9 protein-coding genes, 1 tRNA gene and 2 pseudogenes are annotated in these 17,592 nt (G+C 40.0%); 5 read left to right on the forward strand and 7 right to left on the reverse strand.

Annotated elements, in window-relative coordinates:
- Both PHO71_RS15685 and PHO71_RS15690 read right to left on the reverse strand, forming a co-directional pair.
- Positions 1–758 (reverse strand): annotated as a pseudogene (locus PHO71_RS15685) (site-specific integrase); the annotation flags it as partial.
- Positions 759–905: 147 nt separating this feature from the next.
- Positions 906–978 (reverse strand) — tRNA-Met (locus tag PHO71_RS15690).
- A gap of 236 nt (positions 979–1,214) precedes the next feature.
- Here PHO71_RS15690 and PHO71_RS15695 point away from each other — a divergent pair.
- The 5 genes from PHO71_RS15695 (at position 1,215) to PHO71_RS15715 (ending at position 7,962) form a co-directional block, all read left to right on the forward strand.
- The gene (locus PHO71_RS15695; protein WP_300205110.1) at positions 1,215–1,805 is read left to right on the forward strand and encodes a TetR/AcrR family transcriptional regulator; all 591 of its coding nucleotides are present in this window, start codon (positions 1,215–1,217) and stop codon (positions 1,803–1,805) included.
- 17 nt (positions 1,806–1,822) lie between these two features.
- The gene (gene fabG / locus PHO71_RS15700; RefSeq protein WP_300205112.1) at positions 1,823–2,569 is read left to right on the forward strand and encodes a 3-oxoacyl-[acyl-carrier-protein] reductase; all 747 of its coding nucleotides are present in this window, start codon (positions 1,823–1,825) and stop codon (positions 2,567–2,569) included.
- Positions 2,570–2,578: 9 nt separating this feature from the next.
- Positions 2,579–3,250, forward strand: coding sequence for an RluA family pseudouridine synthase (locus tag PHO71_RS15705; protein WP_300205114.1), 672 nt, complete (start codon positions 2,579–2,581; stop codon positions 3,248–3,250).
- A 143-nt stretch (positions 3,251–3,393) separates the two neighbouring features.
- On the forward strand, positions 3,394–5,658 hold the full coding sequence (locus tag PHO71_RS15710) for a GH92 family glycosyl hydrolase (protein ID WP_300205116.1): 2,265 nt from the start codon (positions 3,394–3,396) through the stop codon (positions 5,656–5,658).
- 45 nt (positions 5,659–5,703) lie between these two features.
- Positions 5,704–7,962: a GH92 family glycosyl hydrolase gene (locus tag PHO71_RS15715; RefSeq protein WP_300205118.1), complete on the forward strand. Its 2,259-nt coding sequence runs from the start codon at positions 5,704–5,706 to the stop codon at positions 7,960–7,962.
- A gap of 252 nt (positions 7,963–8,214) precedes the next feature.
- Here the strand turns inward: PHO71_RS15715 and PHO71_RS15720 are convergent, their stop codons facing one another.
- From PHO71_RS15720 to PHO71_RS15740, 5 genes and pseudogenes are all read right to left on the reverse strand, one after another.
- Entirely contained in the window at positions 8,215–9,330 is a 1,116-nt protein-coding gene (locus tag PHO71_RS15720; protein ID WP_300205119.1) for a DUF5009 domain-containing protein, read from the reverse strand.
- 425 nt (positions 9,331–9,755) lie between these two features.
- Positions 9,756–13,352 carry a glycoside hydrolase family 38 C-terminal domain-containing protein gene (locus tag PHO71_RS15725; protein ID WP_300205199.1) on the reverse strand — a complete coding sequence of 1,199 codons (3,597 nt, stop codon included), beginning with the start codon at positions 13,350–13,352 and terminating at the stop codon, positions 9,756–9,758.
- A gap of 940 nt (positions 13,353–14,292) precedes the next feature.
- The gene (locus tag PHO71_RS15730) at positions 14,293–15,528 is read right to left on the reverse strand and encodes a DUF4934 domain-containing protein (protein ID WP_300205121.1); all 1,236 of its coding nucleotides are present in this window, start codon (positions 15,526–15,528) and stop codon (positions 14,293–14,295) included.
- 625 nt (positions 15,529–16,153) lie between these two features.
- A pseudogene (locus PHO71_RS15735) lies at positions 16,154–16,508 on the reverse strand (hypothetical protein); the annotation flags it as partial.
- Between the two features lie 123 nt (positions 16,509–16,631).
- Complete coding sequence (locus PHO71_RS15740; protein WP_300205123.1) at positions 16,632–17,570, reverse strand: endonuclease/exonuclease/phosphatase family protein; 939 nt, start codon at positions 17,568–17,570, stop codon at positions 16,632–16,634.
- Positions 17,571–17,592: the final 22 nt, after the last annotated feature.

Raw genomic sequence — 17,592 nt, forward strand, 5'->3', positions numbered from 1 at the left:
TCGGACAATTTTAACCAGGACATTTCTTTAGGCCGGATTAAAGCGTAGTGTAATATGTAACTGGCTAATAGGAAATGTTTGTTTTCCTTTTCCAGATATTCGCGCAAACGTATCATATCTTTATCTGTGATACCTTCGCGCTCCTTTTTATAACCATTCTTTTTTATACTGCTTATTCCTTCTGTTGCTTTTGTTTTTGTGTAGGAATGTTGTACTAGGTATCCATCAAATGTACTTAACCACGTTAGATAGTTATTTCTGGTGCAGACTGAATTGTTACGATCGATATATATGTAATCCAAAAATTCGCTGACTAGCATCATATCGAATTGATATATATATGTAATAGGCACTTTCCTAGCATCATTCCATGAAATAAACATGCGTAGCATGGAAATATAGCCATAATGTGTCTTTTCCCTTAAATTACCATCATTAAGTAGCTTTTGCAGATAGTTTTTATATCTTTCGCAAACGTCTTTGAATTTGTGATAAGCTTTTGAATTTTCCGCTTCGATCCAGGGATTCCAGCCGTTTTCTAGTTGCTTACTAAGGCGATAAATTAATCCAGAGGCAAATTTCCTTCGCTCTGTAATCTTCCCAATGTGATTCAATTTGATTTTTTTTCGGCGCATGTTCCCACTTGCCGGATCGAAAGCATTAAAGCCGATGTACCATTCCTTCCCCGTGTAGAGCTTGGGATAAGAATACCCTATTATTTCTTTGATAGGGCTATTTTCTGAATTTGATGCAAACATTTTTTTTACATTCTTTCGATTTACGAAGAATGTAGCGTTAATAATCTGCCAATTAGAGCATTTCGGTACATGTCCCGATTTTGTCCCGGTATAAAATCGGAAGCAGCTAATAATCATTTGACTATTAGCTGCTTATCTTACCTTTAGTTGCGGAGATCCGACTCGAACGAATGACCTTTGGGTTATGAGCCCAACGAGCTACCAACTGCTCCACTCCGCGATGTTTGATGGTGCAAAGGTACGGCTTTCTTTGGGATAAACAAATTATTTGCAGAATATTTTTCCAGAAAAGAAGACTTTGATTTATATATTGCTGATAATGAGATGAGTAATGTTGAAACTTTTTCTTAGCACCTATTAATATACAAATGTTAATATTCTCTCCGTTTTCTTGTATGGTCTAAAGAAAAGAATTACTTTTGCTCAAAATATTCAGCAATGTGCAATTTGTAGCCTATGACCGTATCCAAGACAAAAGCCAAGTTAGTAGATGTAGCCCGTCAGCTTTTTGCGAAGATGGGTGTTGAGAATACTACAATGAATGATATCGCTCTTGCTTCTAAAAAAGGTAGACGAACGCTTTATACCTATTTTAAAAGTAAGGATGAAATTTATTTGGCTGTTGTGGAGTCGGAATTAGATATACTGTCCGATATGATGAAGCGGGTGGCTGAGAAAAATATCTCTCCGGACGAGAAGATGTTGGAAATGATCTATACTCGGCTGGATGCAGTGAAAGAGGTTGTTTACCGGAATGGTACGTTACGTGCAAACTTCTTCCGTGATATATGGCGGGTAGAGAAGGTTCGTAAAAGATTTGATGCAAAAGAAATACAACTTTTCAAAGCCGTACTGTTGGAAGGACAATCGAAAGGGGTATTTCAGATTGATGACGTGGAAATGGCAGCTGAGTTGGTGCATTATTGTGTGAAAGGAATTGAAGTACCTTATATCCGTGGGCAGATTGGTGCTCATTTGGATGACGAGGCTAGAAATAGATATGTGTCCAACATTGTGTTTGGGGCGCTACATAGAACAGAAATTTAATTAAATAACTTTTTAGTATGGGATTATTAGACGGAAAAACAGCCATCGTGACCGGTGCCGCTCGCGGTATTGGTAAAGCTATTGCTTTGAAGTTTGCTGCTGAAGGAGCAAACGTTGCATTTACTGACCTTGTAATTGATGAAAATGCAGAAAAAACAGCTAAAGAACTTGAGGCGTTTGGTGTGAAAGCCAAGGGTTATGCTTCCAATGCTGCCAACTTCGAAGATACTGCAAAGGTTGTAGAAGAAATTCATAAAGATTTCGGTCGTATCGATATTTTGGTAAATAATGCAGGTATTACTCGTGACGGTTTGATGATGCGTATGAGTGAACAGCAATGGGATATGGTGATCAATGTAAACTTGAAATCAGCATTCAACTTTGTCCATGCTTGTACACCGATCATGATGCGTCAAAAAGCAGGTAGCATTATTAATATGGCATCTGTTGTAGGAGTTCACGGTAATGCAGGTCAAGCTAATTATGCAGCTTCTAAGGCTGGTATGATCGCATTGGCTAAATCTATCGCTCAGGAGCTTGGTTCTCGTGGTATCCGTGCTAACGCTATCGCACCGGGATTCATCCTGACAGATATGACTGCTTCTCTTTCGGAAGAAGTAAGAGCTGATTGGGCAAAGAAGATTCCTTTGCGTCGTGGTGGTACTCCTGAAGATGTGGCAAACATCGCTACCTTCCTGGCATCAGATATGTCATCATACGTATCAGGTCAGGTGATTCAGGTAGATGGTGGTATGAATATGTAATCAGGCAGAATGACTGTTGTATACGAAGACAACCATATCATTGTAGTCAATAAGACCGCTTCCGAGATCGTTCAGGGAGATAAGACGGGGGATACTCCGCTTTCGGAGACTGTAAAACAGTATTTGAAGGAGAAGTATCAGAAACCCGGAAATGTCTTTATCGGTGTAACGCACCGACTGGATCGCCCCGTAAGCGGTCTTATCATTTTTGCCAAGACCGGTAAGGCGCTTGCCCGGCTGAATGAAATGTTCCGGACAAGTGAAGTGAAAAAGACTTATTGGGCAGTGGTGAAGAATGCTCCGAAAGAACCGGAAGGTGAATTAGTCCATTTCCTTGTACGTAACGAAAAGCAAAATAAAAGCTTTGCTTATGACAAGGAAGTGCCGAATAGTAAAAAAGCGATTTTACATTACCGGCTGATCGGACATTCGGAAAATTATTATCTGCTGGAAGTTGATTTGAAAACGGGACGTCATCATCAGATTCGTTGTCAGTTGGCAAAAATGGGATGCCCGATTAAAGGGGATTTGAAATATGGATCTCCACGCTCTAATCCTGATGGAAGTATTTGTTTACATGCTCGAAAAGTGAAGTTTATACATCCGGTATCCAAGGAACAGATAGAATTGGAAGCTCCTCTTCCCGAAGGAAATTTATGGAAAGGATTTGAACTGTTTTAATCAGTACAAATCCTTTTTTCTTTTGCCAAAAGAGTTAAAATCTTAGCCATTCTCATAGTAAATTCTAGCGACAGTCCGTTTTTTCAGGAATAGACATTATATTTGCATCTTGAAAACTCTTAATTAATCAAGTAGATCATACCATGAAACAAATTTTGTATCTATTACTGGGATGTCTAATCCCTTTCCAATTTCTGACAGCTAACGTTTATCGTTCACCGGAAAGAACTCCGGTTGATTATGTTAATCCGTATATCGGAAATATCAGTCACTTGTTGGTTCCAACTTATCCTACTGTTCATTTACCTAATAGTATGCTGCGAGTATACCCCGAACGGGAGAATTTTACAGGAAACGCCATTAATGGCTTGCCGTTAATGGTTACTAGTCACCGGGGAAGTTCAGCTTTCAATTTGAGCCCTTATCAGGGAGATTTGTCCGAAGCTAAAAGTACTATACATTACGGATACGATAATGAAGTTATCAAACCTTATTATTACAGTGTAGATTTGGATGATAACGAGATATACGTTCAGTATGCTCCTTCGCATCAAGCGGGCATCTATCAGATGGACTTTTCGCAGACGGACAAGCCTGTTTATCTGATATTCAACACGCGTGACGGAGAACTGCAAACAGATGGTAAGTCAATCAGCGGTTATCAGAAGCTGGGCAACCGGACGCAAGTCTATATATATGTAGAAACAGATAAAGTCCCACTTAAAATAGGTACTCACAAAGGAGGGGCTATCGATACGAATGATAAGATGACAAGAGGCAATAATGCTTTCTATATAATGGAATATCCCAAAGGAACGGCTTCTGTAAAACTTCGCTATGGCGTCTCCTTTATCTCTGCTGAACAGGCTGAGAAGAATCTTCACCGTGAAATCAAAAACTACAATCTACAAGCTGTAGCTGATGCGGGACGTAAACTCTGGAATGAAACTTTGGGAAAGATTCGGGTGAACGGAGGTACGGATGATGAGAAAACTGTGTTTTATACGTCATTGTATCGTACTTACGAACGTATGATCTGCATTTCCGAAGACGGCAAATATTTCAGTGCTTATGACGGAAAAATACACGATGACGAAGGAACTCCATTTTATGTGGATGATTGGATTTGGGATACTTACCGGGCTACTCATCCTCTACGATTGATCATTGAGGCGGAGAAAGAGAGTGATATGGTCAATTCATTTATCCGGATGGCTTATCAGATGGAAAATCATTGGATGCCTACTTTCCCTGAAATTAACGGAGATAGCCGGCGTATGAACAGTAATCATGGTGTAGCCACGGTGCTGGACGCTTATAACAAAGGCATCCGCTCGTTCGATCTGGAAAAAGCTTATCAAGTTTGTAAGGCTGGTATTACAGAAAAAACATTGGCGCCCTGGTCGTCCCAACCCGCCGGAGTGTTGGATCAGTTCTATAAAGATCACGGTTATTTCCCTGCACTTGCAGTAGGCGAGGAAGAAACTGTTCCTGAAGTTCACTCCTGGGAAAAACGCCAACCGATTGCAGTTACTTTGGGAACTGTGTATGACGAATGGTGTTTGGGTAATATTGCTAAACTGCTGGGAAATAAGAAAGATGCAGATCATTTCCTGAAAAGAAGTTTGAACTATCAGACCGTTTTCAATAAGGAAACTCGTTTCTTCCATCCGAAAGATACGTTTGGCAATTTCATTCAGCCGTTTGATTATCGTTTCTCCAGTGGAATGGGCGGACGTGAAACTTATGATGAGAATAATGCTTGGGTGTATCGTTGGGATGTTCCGCATAATGTGAATGATCTGGTAAGTTTGATGGGAGGTAAAACTCGTTTTGTGGAAGAGTTGGAACGGATGTACAACACTTCCTTAGGAAAAGCACGTTATGATTTCTATTCTCAGTTCCCTGACCATACGGGTAATGTGGGTCAGTTCTCAATGGGAAACGAACCGGCCATGCATATTCCTTATCTTTATAATTATGCGGGAGAGCCTTGGCGTACTCAAAAGCGTGTGCGTAACTTGCTGACGCAGTGGTTCCGTAATGACTTGATGGGTATTCCCGGAGATGAAGACGGAGGAGGATTGACCTCATTTGTGGTATTCTCTATGATGGGGTTCTATCCGGTTACTCCCGGTTTGCCGATGTATGTCATCGGAAGTCCGGTATTCGAGAAACAAACAATTCAGTTGAGCAATGGTAAAACATTCCAGATAGTCTGTCGGAATTATTCTCCGGAGAATAAGTTTATTCAGTCGGCTAAGTTAAATGGAAAGGTTTGGGATAAGTCTTGGTTCAGCCATGACGAACTAATGAAAGGTGGAGTACTGGAATTTGTCATGGGCAAACGTCCGAATAAAGCATGGGCAGCAGGAGATGATGCGATTCCACCTTCTTTCAATATGTAAATGGTTATTTAAATATTAATAAGAAGAAATTTTTAAGTAATACAAATGAACGCATTCAGGCTATTAATGGCAGCTTCCTGTTTTTTGGCAATATCAGCCAATGGGGTTGCCCAGAAAGATTATTCAAAGAGCGAAGGATTGTTACAGTATGTTGATCCGACTATCGGCTCCGGTTATCACGGACACGTCTTTGTTGGTACGAGTGTACCTTACGGAATGGTACAACTCGGTCCGAACAATATTCATAAGGGTTGGGATTGGTGCTCAGGTTATCATCATTCCGACAGTATTATGATTGGTTTTTCGCATACTCATCTTAGTGGTACGGGATGTACTGATTTAGGTGATGTCTTGATTATGCCCCTTAATGAAATCCGTACCCCCCGGGGAAATCAGGATGATATACGAGATGGATATGCTTCGAGGTATTCTCATGCTAATGAAGTGACACGTCCGGAATATTATTCTATTGTATTAGACAGATACGATATTAAGGCAGAACTGACGACAACCGATCGGGTAGGTTTTCATCGTTACACTTATCCTGAGGGGAAACCGGCTTCTATTCTTATCGACCTGCGTGAAGGTAACGGCACTAATGCTTATGAAAGTTATATCCGCAAGGTAGATGATTTTACAGTGGAAGGTTATCGTTACGTAAGAGGATGGAGCCCTAGCCGTAAAGTCTACTTTGTATTGAAGAGTGATAAAAAGATAGAGAAGTTTACTGCCTATGATGACAACACTCCGAAGCCTTGGGAACAATTGAAAGTGGAATCTGTGAAGAGCGTGCTGACTTTCGGTGACGTAAAGGAAGTAAAGATCAAAGTTGCTATATCTTCAGTCAGTTGCGACAATGCAGCAATGAATTTGCGTGAGGAACTTCCTCATTGGGACTTCGATAAGGTAGTGCAAATGAACAGTGAACGCTGGAACGAGCAATTACAGAAAATGATTGTCCAATCGGACGACGAAGCCGCCAAACGTGTATTCTATACGGCACATTATCATACGATGATTGCTCCTACACTCTTTTGCGATGTCAATGGTGAGTATCGCGGAATGAATGACATGATTTATACAGATCCGAAAAAGGCGAACTATACTACGCTCTCTTTATGGGATACTTATCGTGCTTTGCATCCGTTGATGACTATTACCCATCCCGAACGAGTGGATGATGTGATCAATTCGATGCTTTCTATTTATCGACAACAGGACAAACTTCCAATTTGGCCTTTAATGAGCGGGGAAACGAACCAGATGCCCGGCTATAGTTCTGTTCCTGTAATTGCCGATGCTTATCTGAAAGGATTCACCGGATTTAATGCAGAAGATGCTTTTCAGGCGATGAAGGCAACTGCTACTTACGAAAAACAGAACGGAGTTCCTTTTGTAATGGCACGTGAATATATCCCTGCTGATAAAGTGCATGAAGCAACTTCTATTGCTATGGAATATGCTGTAGATGATTGGGGAATTGCGGCCATGGCAAAGAAGATGGGCAAGACTGCCGATTATGAGAAATTCTTGAAACGTGCTCATTATTATAAACACTATTTTGATCCTTCCATTCACTTTATCCGTCCGAAAATGGAAGATGGTTCATGGCGGACTCCTTATGATCCGGCACGTTCTATTCACGGAGTCGGTGATTTTTGCGAAGGTAATGGATGGCAGTATACTTTCTTTGCTCCGCAAGATCCGTATGGACTAATTAATCTGTTCGGTGGTGACAAACCATTCACCGATAAACTTGATAGCTTTTTTACGAATAATGATAGTATGGGTGAAGGTGCTTCCAGTGACATTACCGGATTAATCGGCCAATATGCACATGGGAATGAACCAAGCCATCATATTGCTTATTTATATACATATGCCGGTGAGCAATGGAAAGCTGCTGAGAAAGTCCGCTTCATTATGGATAATTTTTATACGGACAAGCCCGACGGTATCATTGGTAATGAAGATTGCGGACAAATGTCTGCATGGTATCTTCTTTCAGCAATGGGATTCTATCAGGTAAATCCTTCTGAAGGAATATTTGCATTCGGAAGCCCCCGTTTTAACAAGATGGAAGTAAAAGTACGTGGTGGAAAGGTCTTTACTGTAGAAGCATTAAATAACAGTAAAGAAAATATTTATATTCAACAGGTTTATTTGAATGGCAAACCTTATAATCAGAGTTATATTCTATATGATGATATAATAAATGGAAGTACTCTGAAATTTGTAATGGGTAAGAAGCCCAATAAGAAATTCGGTAAGGTGCCTGAGAACAGACCTATTACCTTGAATTAATAATAAGATGAATTATTTTGGAGCTGCTTTAAATTACCTATAGGTAAATGACTGATTACCTCGCAGTAGTTGATCAACTACCCCGTAGTAGAGAGACAACTACTACTAGGTGATTTTCAGGTCACCTACAGTTACTTTTATAAGTCAGTTCTGAATGTTTATAAAAATAGATCGGGAGCGTAGAGATTGCAATTTTAATGTATGTCTCTATGCTCCCGAAATGTTATCGCTTTGCGAGTATTTATATCGAAGCTACACCTTCAGGAATATCTTGTGTTTATAGAGGAAGTAAAGGAAATACCAACACACTCCGATATAGAATATATCGGCTACAAAACCTTGCAGATAATCAGGAGATAACGCTATGCATCCTTTGCTAAAGAATTCGGAGGCTTTTGTGAATCCGATAATCCGTTGTGCCAAATAAATGGTGATGGAATTCATTCCGATAACCGTAAAGAAAAAAGCCCACTTCTTGAAATTCAACACGTCGATCACATAATAGAACAGTGCTATATGCATGAAGCCAAGACCTCCTACGAAGCAAACAAATGAGCTTGACCATAACTTTTTATTGATAGGCATTAACTCACCCCACAACTGTCCTACGATTACCAATGCTATACCGATTAACAGCAAATATAAAGCTTTCTTTGAGGGAGTAACTTTATTTGTTTCCCACTTGATGAATCGTCCCGCCTGCATTCCCAACAGAGCAGTTGCAATAGCAGGAATAGTACTCAGGATTCCTTCGGGGTCCTGATACTTACCTGCCCAGGTTCCGAACAACAATACGCGGTCAATCCATCCTGCAAAGTTTCCTTGCGGGCTAAAATTGCTCACTCCGGCTGGAGCATCGGGAGCTGGGACAAAAGCGATTACCAGATAATAGCCTACTAGTATGGTTACTATCCAAACGATGCGTGCCCGTTGCTTAAAGTTTGTGTAGATCAATGCTCCGAACATCCATGCCAGACCGATGCGTCCAAGCACACTCATATATCTCATATTAGGGAAATCGAAATTAAGTCCGTTATTATAAAGAATACCCAGTAGGAAAAGTATTATTCCACGGCGGAATATATCTTTTTGTATTTGAGCTTTCGTATCGTTTTTTTCCAGTTTATTGGCTAACGAAAAAGGAAAAGAGATTCCCGCAATGAAAAGAAAAAGGGGGAAGATAATGTCATGATGTTGAAATCCGTCCCATTCGGCATGTTGCATTTGAATGGCAAGCCAGTCAGTCACAGGATTACTCCATATCTGTGATAAAGCGCCCAAGAGCCCCGCACCACCCATAATGAAAAACATATCAAAGCCTCTCAGCGCGTCTAACGAACGAAGTCTGTTCGATTTCTTTTGATCCATAGATAAATGTGTGTTTTTAAAGTAAATTAGAACTAATCGTGAAATTTACGATAAAAATAGTGTTTTATTTCTTTTGATGCACATTTATCTATATAAAAAATGAACTTCTTCCCCATAAAGTTTATAATATGAATTATTTTGCTATATGTGTAGTACAAAATGTTTGTTTGTGTACTATTTCTCTTTTATATCGTATTTCGATTTGTTTCTTTTTAATTGCTTGTTGCTATGTTAATGACTAGCTTAGAATCCTGTCTTTCAGTCTGAATATAGCTGACTACGAAAGTAGAGTCATTGAACAAGTAATAATTTGAAAAATAAAAATGGTGACCAGGGGATTTTCTGATCTGTATACTACAGGATGAAGTATACAGGCTAATTCCCTGATCACCAAAGATAAATTTTTTCTATTCTTTTTCTACAATTTAATAAACTTCCAGTTCATAAATTCTGGCTGCATTCAGTCCGTTGTCTTGTGTAGACTGTGTAATCAACAATCTGACATAACGGCATGAAGCCTGTTTAAATTGGCGTACCACTGTATTCTTGTGGTTATCAATTACTGCATCGATTGTTTCCCATTCCTCATTCAGGCTATTTCTACCTTGCAGAAAGCAGTCACGGGTGATAAATGAGCTACCCTCATTACCGGCATTTACAAATTTCCAGCTACTGATTATTTGTTCATTGCCGAGATCGAAGTCGATGTAGTTAGGAGCTTTGCTTGTGTCACACCATTTTGTTTCTAAGTTGCCATCAATAGCAAATTGAGCCTGTTCCTTTTTATTCACTTCGCCGGAGCATTTGATAAGTTTAGCTTGTTTGAGCAAATTGACTTTGCTAGATGTTTCGGCTGTTCCGGCTGTCTGCAAGGCGGTGCGGAATAGTTCGGATACAGGAGTTACAGAAGGATATTCTTCATTAACCAAAGTCATTGCGAACACTACGATGTTGGGATTGTCCGGCAAAGTGATTGTGGTAGCACCTTTGGGAATATCCATACCGAATTTGAACATATATGTAAATTCATATGCGTCGTCTTTTTGTGAAGAATGACGGTGTGTACCTACATAAGCAATCTCTGCATCTTTCAAGAACCCTTCAGTATGTCCCAAGTGTCCCCACTGACCGATGAAACCTGTATAAGAAGGCACGGTTAATTCTTGTGAAGCATTGCCTGTGCTGAATGTGGCAGTAGCATCATTGCTTGTAGAAGCTGCCAGGAAGTAAACGCGATTATATGTATTTCCTGTAGGGAGTTGAATTACATTACCTTTGCAAGTTATGCCGTTGGCAACTTCCTTTTCTCCTAAACGGAAAGGAATACCGTTGGCAGTCAGGATAGAGTCCGGAAGAAGCTCTGCTGCGTAGCTGTAGCCCGATTCGAAGTTGCCTTCGTGACGGAATTCATTCCAACTGAAACATTTGCGGTCATAATTTAATGGTAAATATTCATGTTTCAAAGTCGGAACAGTTCCTTTCTTCTTCAGTTTTACTTTGAACGTTTGTATGTTGTACGGTTTGATAGATATATTCAATTGATTCTTGTTGAAGTCTGCATTTCCAATTGTTTTTTCCGTACCATCTGCTAATACTGCATTTTCTATTTCACCGGCAAAGGTAATAGCTGCTTTTTGAGCTTCTTTGCCTCCGGTTTCGTATACACGTACTACATATTCATCCGATACTTCTGCTTTCTTCAGTGCTTTGATCACTACCCGGTCGTTGTTTGAACGGACAAAAGCAAACTCTTTACCCAGTGTTCCGGGATGTTTGGGGCTGTCGAATGCTTTGATCGGCTGGTTCAGTATTTCAGCTTTGATAGCCGTTGCAGGTTTGTCGAGAGCTCCATTATGTCCTACCAAGCTATAAGTAAAGGTATGGAAACCAAAATCCTGTTGATCTTGATAAGCATAATTTCCTTTTGTTTCAGGAGTATGGAGAAGCGTTAGACGGATAGTATGATTGTTCGGTTTATCCCATCCGTATTTACTATCGTTCATTACAGATACACCATAACTGTTGTCTTTATCAGTCAGGTCGGCCCATTGCTGAGCATATACTTCATAAGCAATTTTTGTGTTATTCCCACGTTCGATGCTACCAATTCCTAAGTCGTAAGTTGCTTTTTCATTCTCAATGTTTAAAGGAAATTCAGCTTTGAGCAATGCGTTTGGAGATTCCCAGTTTATTTCATTGTAGAAGTCAATCTGGTCGGCACGATTACCTTCATAGCAACGGATGTATTGTTTGAAGAGTGATTTACCGTGTTTCTTTTCTATACAAAGTGCTTTACGAAGGGCACCATTCTCTACCAAAGTAACTTTGACGTCGTCTGTGATAGAAATCGGATCACGGTCTGTAGTTTCTTTCAGTACCTCCCATGCAGGCCATGAGTAAGATTTGTTTTCTGTGAAGAGTGCCAGACGGATTACTTTTCCATCTTTTACCAATTCTTTGTTACCACGTTTATCAATAAGAGAAGTAATATCTCCGTTTTTGTCTAAGGTCAATTTATAGACTGAATTCTCCAATGTATTGGATACAGATGGAGTGATTGCTTTACCGGCTCCTCCTGTACGTACATCATATACGGAATATCCGTTGGCAGGAATATCGGCTGCTACTAACAGACGAGCTTTTCCGTTTTGGTAGCCAATCAGTTGTGAAGAAACTTTTTTGCCTTGTGCATTATAAACGGTAAAGCCATTCGGAGCTTTCGGCATTTCAAGGATGATTTCTGCCAGGTCGGATACGGGGAAAGCATTTGCATTATAAAGAATAACCGCTGTACCCTTTGCACGTGTATCCATTTGTTTGGCAATGGCATTCACAGAAGAAGTAAGTGCTCCTGCAAATTCTTTCATTGAGATCAATTCGTCATTCCATGAGAATTCGTATGCGCGCGGAATACTAGTTCCCGTCAAGTCGTCATGGAATTGGTGGAAAATAAATCGTTTCCATGATTCTGATAATGCTTGTCCCGGATAGTTTGCTGCACCCAGCCATTCTGCGGCAACGGCAGCTCTTTCGGCTGCATCACCCAACTGCTCGTTTTGACGATTATATAGTTTCATGGCTGCTTGTGAAGTATAACATCCTGTACCATGAACGTCCATCAGTAGTTCTCCGTCGAATACCGGAAGTTCAGAATGTTTGTCGAAAGGCAGATAGTCTTTGTAAAGCTGGTCACTGGTAGCACTGATAATCTCTACCGGTCCGTTACCCTTCATTCCTTTTACCAAAGCCCGTACACTTTCCAGGGTAGGCGATCCTCCTGTATCTCCTGCACCATAATAGCGGTATACAGTATTGAGAGGAGTACGTTGAGTCAATTCTTTTATCTCCTTACTTTCCGAAAGGTCTTCATCTTTCCAACGGTGGTTGTAATCATAACCGTGTGCCAGCATCACCTGATTACCATCTATACCTTTCCATAAACCGATAGTAAACGGGTGTTTGCTTTTTCCGTAGAAAGGATGGTTACGCCAATCCAGTTTTTGTGAAGAGAATCCGATCAATCCGCAATGAGAAGCAATGGTAGGAAGAGTCCATCCGAAACCGAAACAGTCGGGTAAGAAAATGTCTGTACCTTCTTTGCCGAATTCCTGACGGTAATAAGTCTGTCCGAACATAATGTTGCGGATAGCCGATTCTACGGAAGGAACCAATGCATCACTGGCTTCCCAGCTGCTTCCGGAAATGTGCCAGCGTCCTTCATTGATAAATTTCTTCATTTCTTCATATTGCTCCGGATAATATTCTTTCATCCAGGCGTATTTCACACCTCCTTCGAAGTTGAATACGTATTCCGGGTACTTTTTCAGCAGAAACAAATTCCGGCTGATTGTATTCCATACATATTCGTTGATTGTTGTTTGAATATCCCAATTCCATTGAGTATCCAGATGAGCATCAGCTACAAGATAGGCTTTTGCTTTTTCGCTCTTTGCATTGTTTTGCGCATAACTGCCTCCGGCAACAACCATAGCCAGAGCCAGAAAAGCTACTTTTTTGTTCATCATGTTTTAGTAGTATTATTATGTTTGAATGTTAATAATAAAAACAAAGGTAATAGAATTAATTAGTATAATAGTCTGAATCGTAGTTTTTTACAGAGATGGCGTGAAATATTACTTTTCTGGCAGAAAAAGGTACTTGTTTAGCTTCTATTAAAAGGCTTTCGATAAGAGGACAAGGAGATCAGAGCTTAAGATAATATTGTGTGCAACCTACGTCTATGGATTCTGTTTGCTAATGAAATAATAATGGAAATAATCTTCCATCTTGCAGTGTGGCATGATTTGCATAGAGACTATATTGTGGGAAGACGGTAACTCACCATGAGATGATAAGGAGGCAATTAAAAGCAGTAATCCCACAAGGTCTGAGTACCGGTGCTTATGGTGGGGTGGACTGTTTCGTAGTAGTACTGAAGTTGCTATAATGGCAATTTAGCGAAGGTGGCAGTTTGTCTAGTATATTTATATTGTACAACTAATATAAATTATTAGGATGATGCAATATCAAGTCACAAAACTGTTTATAATCGACAAGCATTTGATAATGGATGCTTGGAAACCGTTATCTCTTCTACCTAGATATTTCCTTTTTTCGACAGCAGTTCTTTGTGATGGATATGGATGGATAGAGTGGTTTTATCAAGTACTCGGTTTGATTCGGTAGCCATTTTACTTTTGCCTATTGCCCGTGCTCCCTTATTCCAAAGGGCTACACTTTGCATTGAACCATACCATAGATTTCCCGATGGAAATACGTTTCATGATTGGAGCATAGCTATCACTTCTCAACCCCTTGTAACGAAGGTAATAATGGGCTTTTAGCTTTTGGCTTAGAATGTGCTGTTTTTCATGTACAGGCTAATAGATGTACATTACAAGTATTTCATACTTTTTCCAAATAATCAAAAAACCGACAATGGTTTTATGTATATTCACCACACTATTCTCGTGGCAAAGTAATCACCACCACCGGATTAGAATCTTCATCTAACTTTTTCAATCCAGCTAATTTCTTATTTTGAACCATCTCTGGGTGTTCTTCTAACCATCTCAATACTTCATCCGAACCTTTCATCATACCGTATTCACCCTGAGAATTATAAGTCTGGGGACGGAAAACCATGAATCCGTTCAGATCGTCTACAAAGCCGGCTTTCTCTGGATACATACGAGTGGTACCGGCTTTGCAGTCATAAACACCATTGAATGTTTCCTGCTCGTTGCTATAGATTCCACGTACGGATTGGAAGAAGAGAGTCTGATTTGTCTCGAACACCGTTGTCATCAGCAGGCGGTTGTAATTGTCTTTAGAATCTGTACGCGCCTCTACTCCCCAATGCCATTTCCCAGTCGAAAATGCAATGACAGGAACCAGCCGATTTCTCTCCACCGTATAAATCGTATCGATGAAACCCTCTTTAAAACGAACTTTACCATCTTGTTTCCATAAGAAAGGCAGATCGGTGATATTAGCTGAATAACTGCCATCTTTGAATTCCATCAGGATAAAGCTAGTCAATCCCTGTTTTTGTATGGAAAATCTTTTAATATCGCCAATATTTTTCTCAGGAAGTACGGGCAACAGACTGGAAAGTGTATCTTTTTGTTCCCCCCGAGTATCGAAGAATACTAGCGAACGGCTATTGAATTCTTGCCCTAAGTTATTGTAATGTCCTATTGCCAATGAATCTGTAAAAATGAAATCGCTTGGTGCAACCGGCTGAGTGGGGATCGTCGTCTTTCCCTGGTATTTACCTTGCAAGTCGTGCCGTTGAAAGATATTCGGTTCACGTTTGAAATATAGCATCTTTTCTACATCATTATAGATAGGTTTGGCATCGGAATAAGCTTCAGGACTATCACCTCCATATCCCATCTTAGAAATGAACTTACCATCGGCTTTATTGAACAGAAAACAATCTTTACGCGTATAGACAACGATGTGTTTGTTCAGCAACAACAGTTTCGGATCATTACCTATCAGACAAGAATCAGTGGTTTCCAAAGGGATATAACAAACATCACTACCCAACTCGGAGATCTTCAGTTCTGTTTGGTTTTCCATAGCACCTGCCACATCCACAATGCATAAATCTTCAGTTGTAGAGCGTTGAGGTCCTGTACAAGCAGCCATCAAATAGATTGAGCAGACTGTATACATCCAAAATTTTTTCATAATTTGCGTGTTTTTCATTTAACTTATATACAATTCTTACAAATAAACTAATTTATCTAGTTTGCAAACTAATGTTATTAGTTAAATATCTACAAAAACCTGTCTCAATCCCACAGCATTTCAAATCAAGAACTAGATATAAATGCTGTTCCATCTACTTGAACAAAGTGTTTTATACTGTTGGAACATTTTGTTTCAACAGTATAAAACACTTTGTTTCAAGCGTACAAACACATTGTTTCGTATGTTGTTGCGATCTATATTGGCATAGGATGAGCACTTCATTTTATACGTTGTTACGACTACTTTATCAGATGATTCTTTTTATATCGTCTTTTCTATCGTTTTTAGGGTGATAAATAAAATCGTATTTTTTTATGAGTGGAGATAGAATGATTGATTTTGTGACTACTATTCATTATAATAATAGTTTTGTTGAATGTGAATAACGTGATATATTATAAAAATCTTCTGCAGTGGTTAAACAGAAAACTATCCGTAAATATGTAACGAAGTAAAAACTGCACCTTTTGTTTATAGGCTTTTACTCCCATGAACAAAAGGTGCAGAAAAACTGAGCCCTATGTAAAGAATCGGATTAAGGCAATGGGGCCGGATCGGCAGCGACTGTTCCGTTTACATACTGACCACTTTTTTCGAATCTATCTATCGGACGGAAGAAAGGTTCGTCCAAACGAGTGATGAAACGAGTCGGCTCGTTAGCGTCAAAGAGAGCTTGTCCGGCAGCATATACATTAGCAGTGTAACGTTTGTCTCCTTTGTCTGCACTATTCTTGCCGTTATATAAAAGAACGATTCCCTTTAGATTGCAAATCGCAGGAGGACTGCATTCCGCCAGTTGGCTATCAAAATATCCATCTCTTGGAGAGAATAGTCTTTTTTAATGAACCGTCGATATTGACAACGGGAATCCAGTTTACCAAATCTTCAGAAGTAGCTGTACATAAATTGTTTTCGCCCGTTGGAAATGAATACCATCGTTGTAAATGGCATATCCGAGACGTGATGTACGGTGGTCTAAAGATTATCAACCTATTATTTGCATATCTTTGTGTCAGATGATTAGGGGTAAATCATCCCATTTACTTTTGATGGCGTTTGTCGTACTCCAATTCCACTTTTACGGGGAAGTGATCTGAAGGTGTACGTGCTTGGTACGCTTTAATCATAATTTCTTCCGGATAGTCTTTTGCATCTGCCTTATTTCCACTTCCTTTACTACGATAAGTATCGGTCAGCACACCATATCTTTTCACATGAAAAACCGGTGAAACGAACACATGGTCAATACGGCTTTCGGTAAAGTTGTTCGGGTTGAAACTATTGAAAGTTCCATTGGTGTCATAACGAAAATCGGATTTCTCGTAAGAGTCGCAAAGTATTCCCTTCTCAACAAACGCATTGTAAGATTGGTGAGTCTGGTCCACATTGAAATCACCTGTCAGAATAGCCGGAAGATTGGCTCCCAGTTCCTGCATTTTCTTCTGAACAAGGAAGGCGCTTTCAACACGCGCTTGCTTGCCAACATGATCCATATGCAGATTGAAAAGCAGGAACTCGAATCCGGTATCTTTACACTTGAAATGTCCCCAACTACAAACACGGGGTAACACGGCATCCCAACCTTTACTAGGAACATCTGGTGTTTCCGACAACCAGAAGTCTCCTTTCTCTATCACATCGAATTTGTCAGTGCGGTAGAAAATAGCAGAGTGCTCACCTTTGTCTTTTCCGTCATCACGTCCTACTCCAATATAATCATAGCCGGGAAGAGCAACTTTCATGTCTTGTAATTGATGTAGAAAGCATTCCTGAGTGCCGAAAATATCAAAATCATGATATTGCACCATTTTTGCGACTACAGGATAACGTTGTCCCCAGCCATTCCCGTTAGCGGAATCGGACTTGTTGGCATTTCTCAGATTATAAGAAGCAACAGTGAAACGTGTGGGCTGATAGCTTTGGCAACTGCAAAAGACTATAGCGACTAAAGCGATTAGTAAAAGGTTCTTTAATTTCATGTTTTCTTTAGTTTGTCAAAGT

The sequence above is a fragment of the Bacteroides sp. genome (assembly GCF_028690125.1).
Taxonomy (GTDB): domain Bacteria; phylum Bacteroidota; class Bacteroidia; order Bacteroidales; family Bacteroidaceae; genus Bacteroides.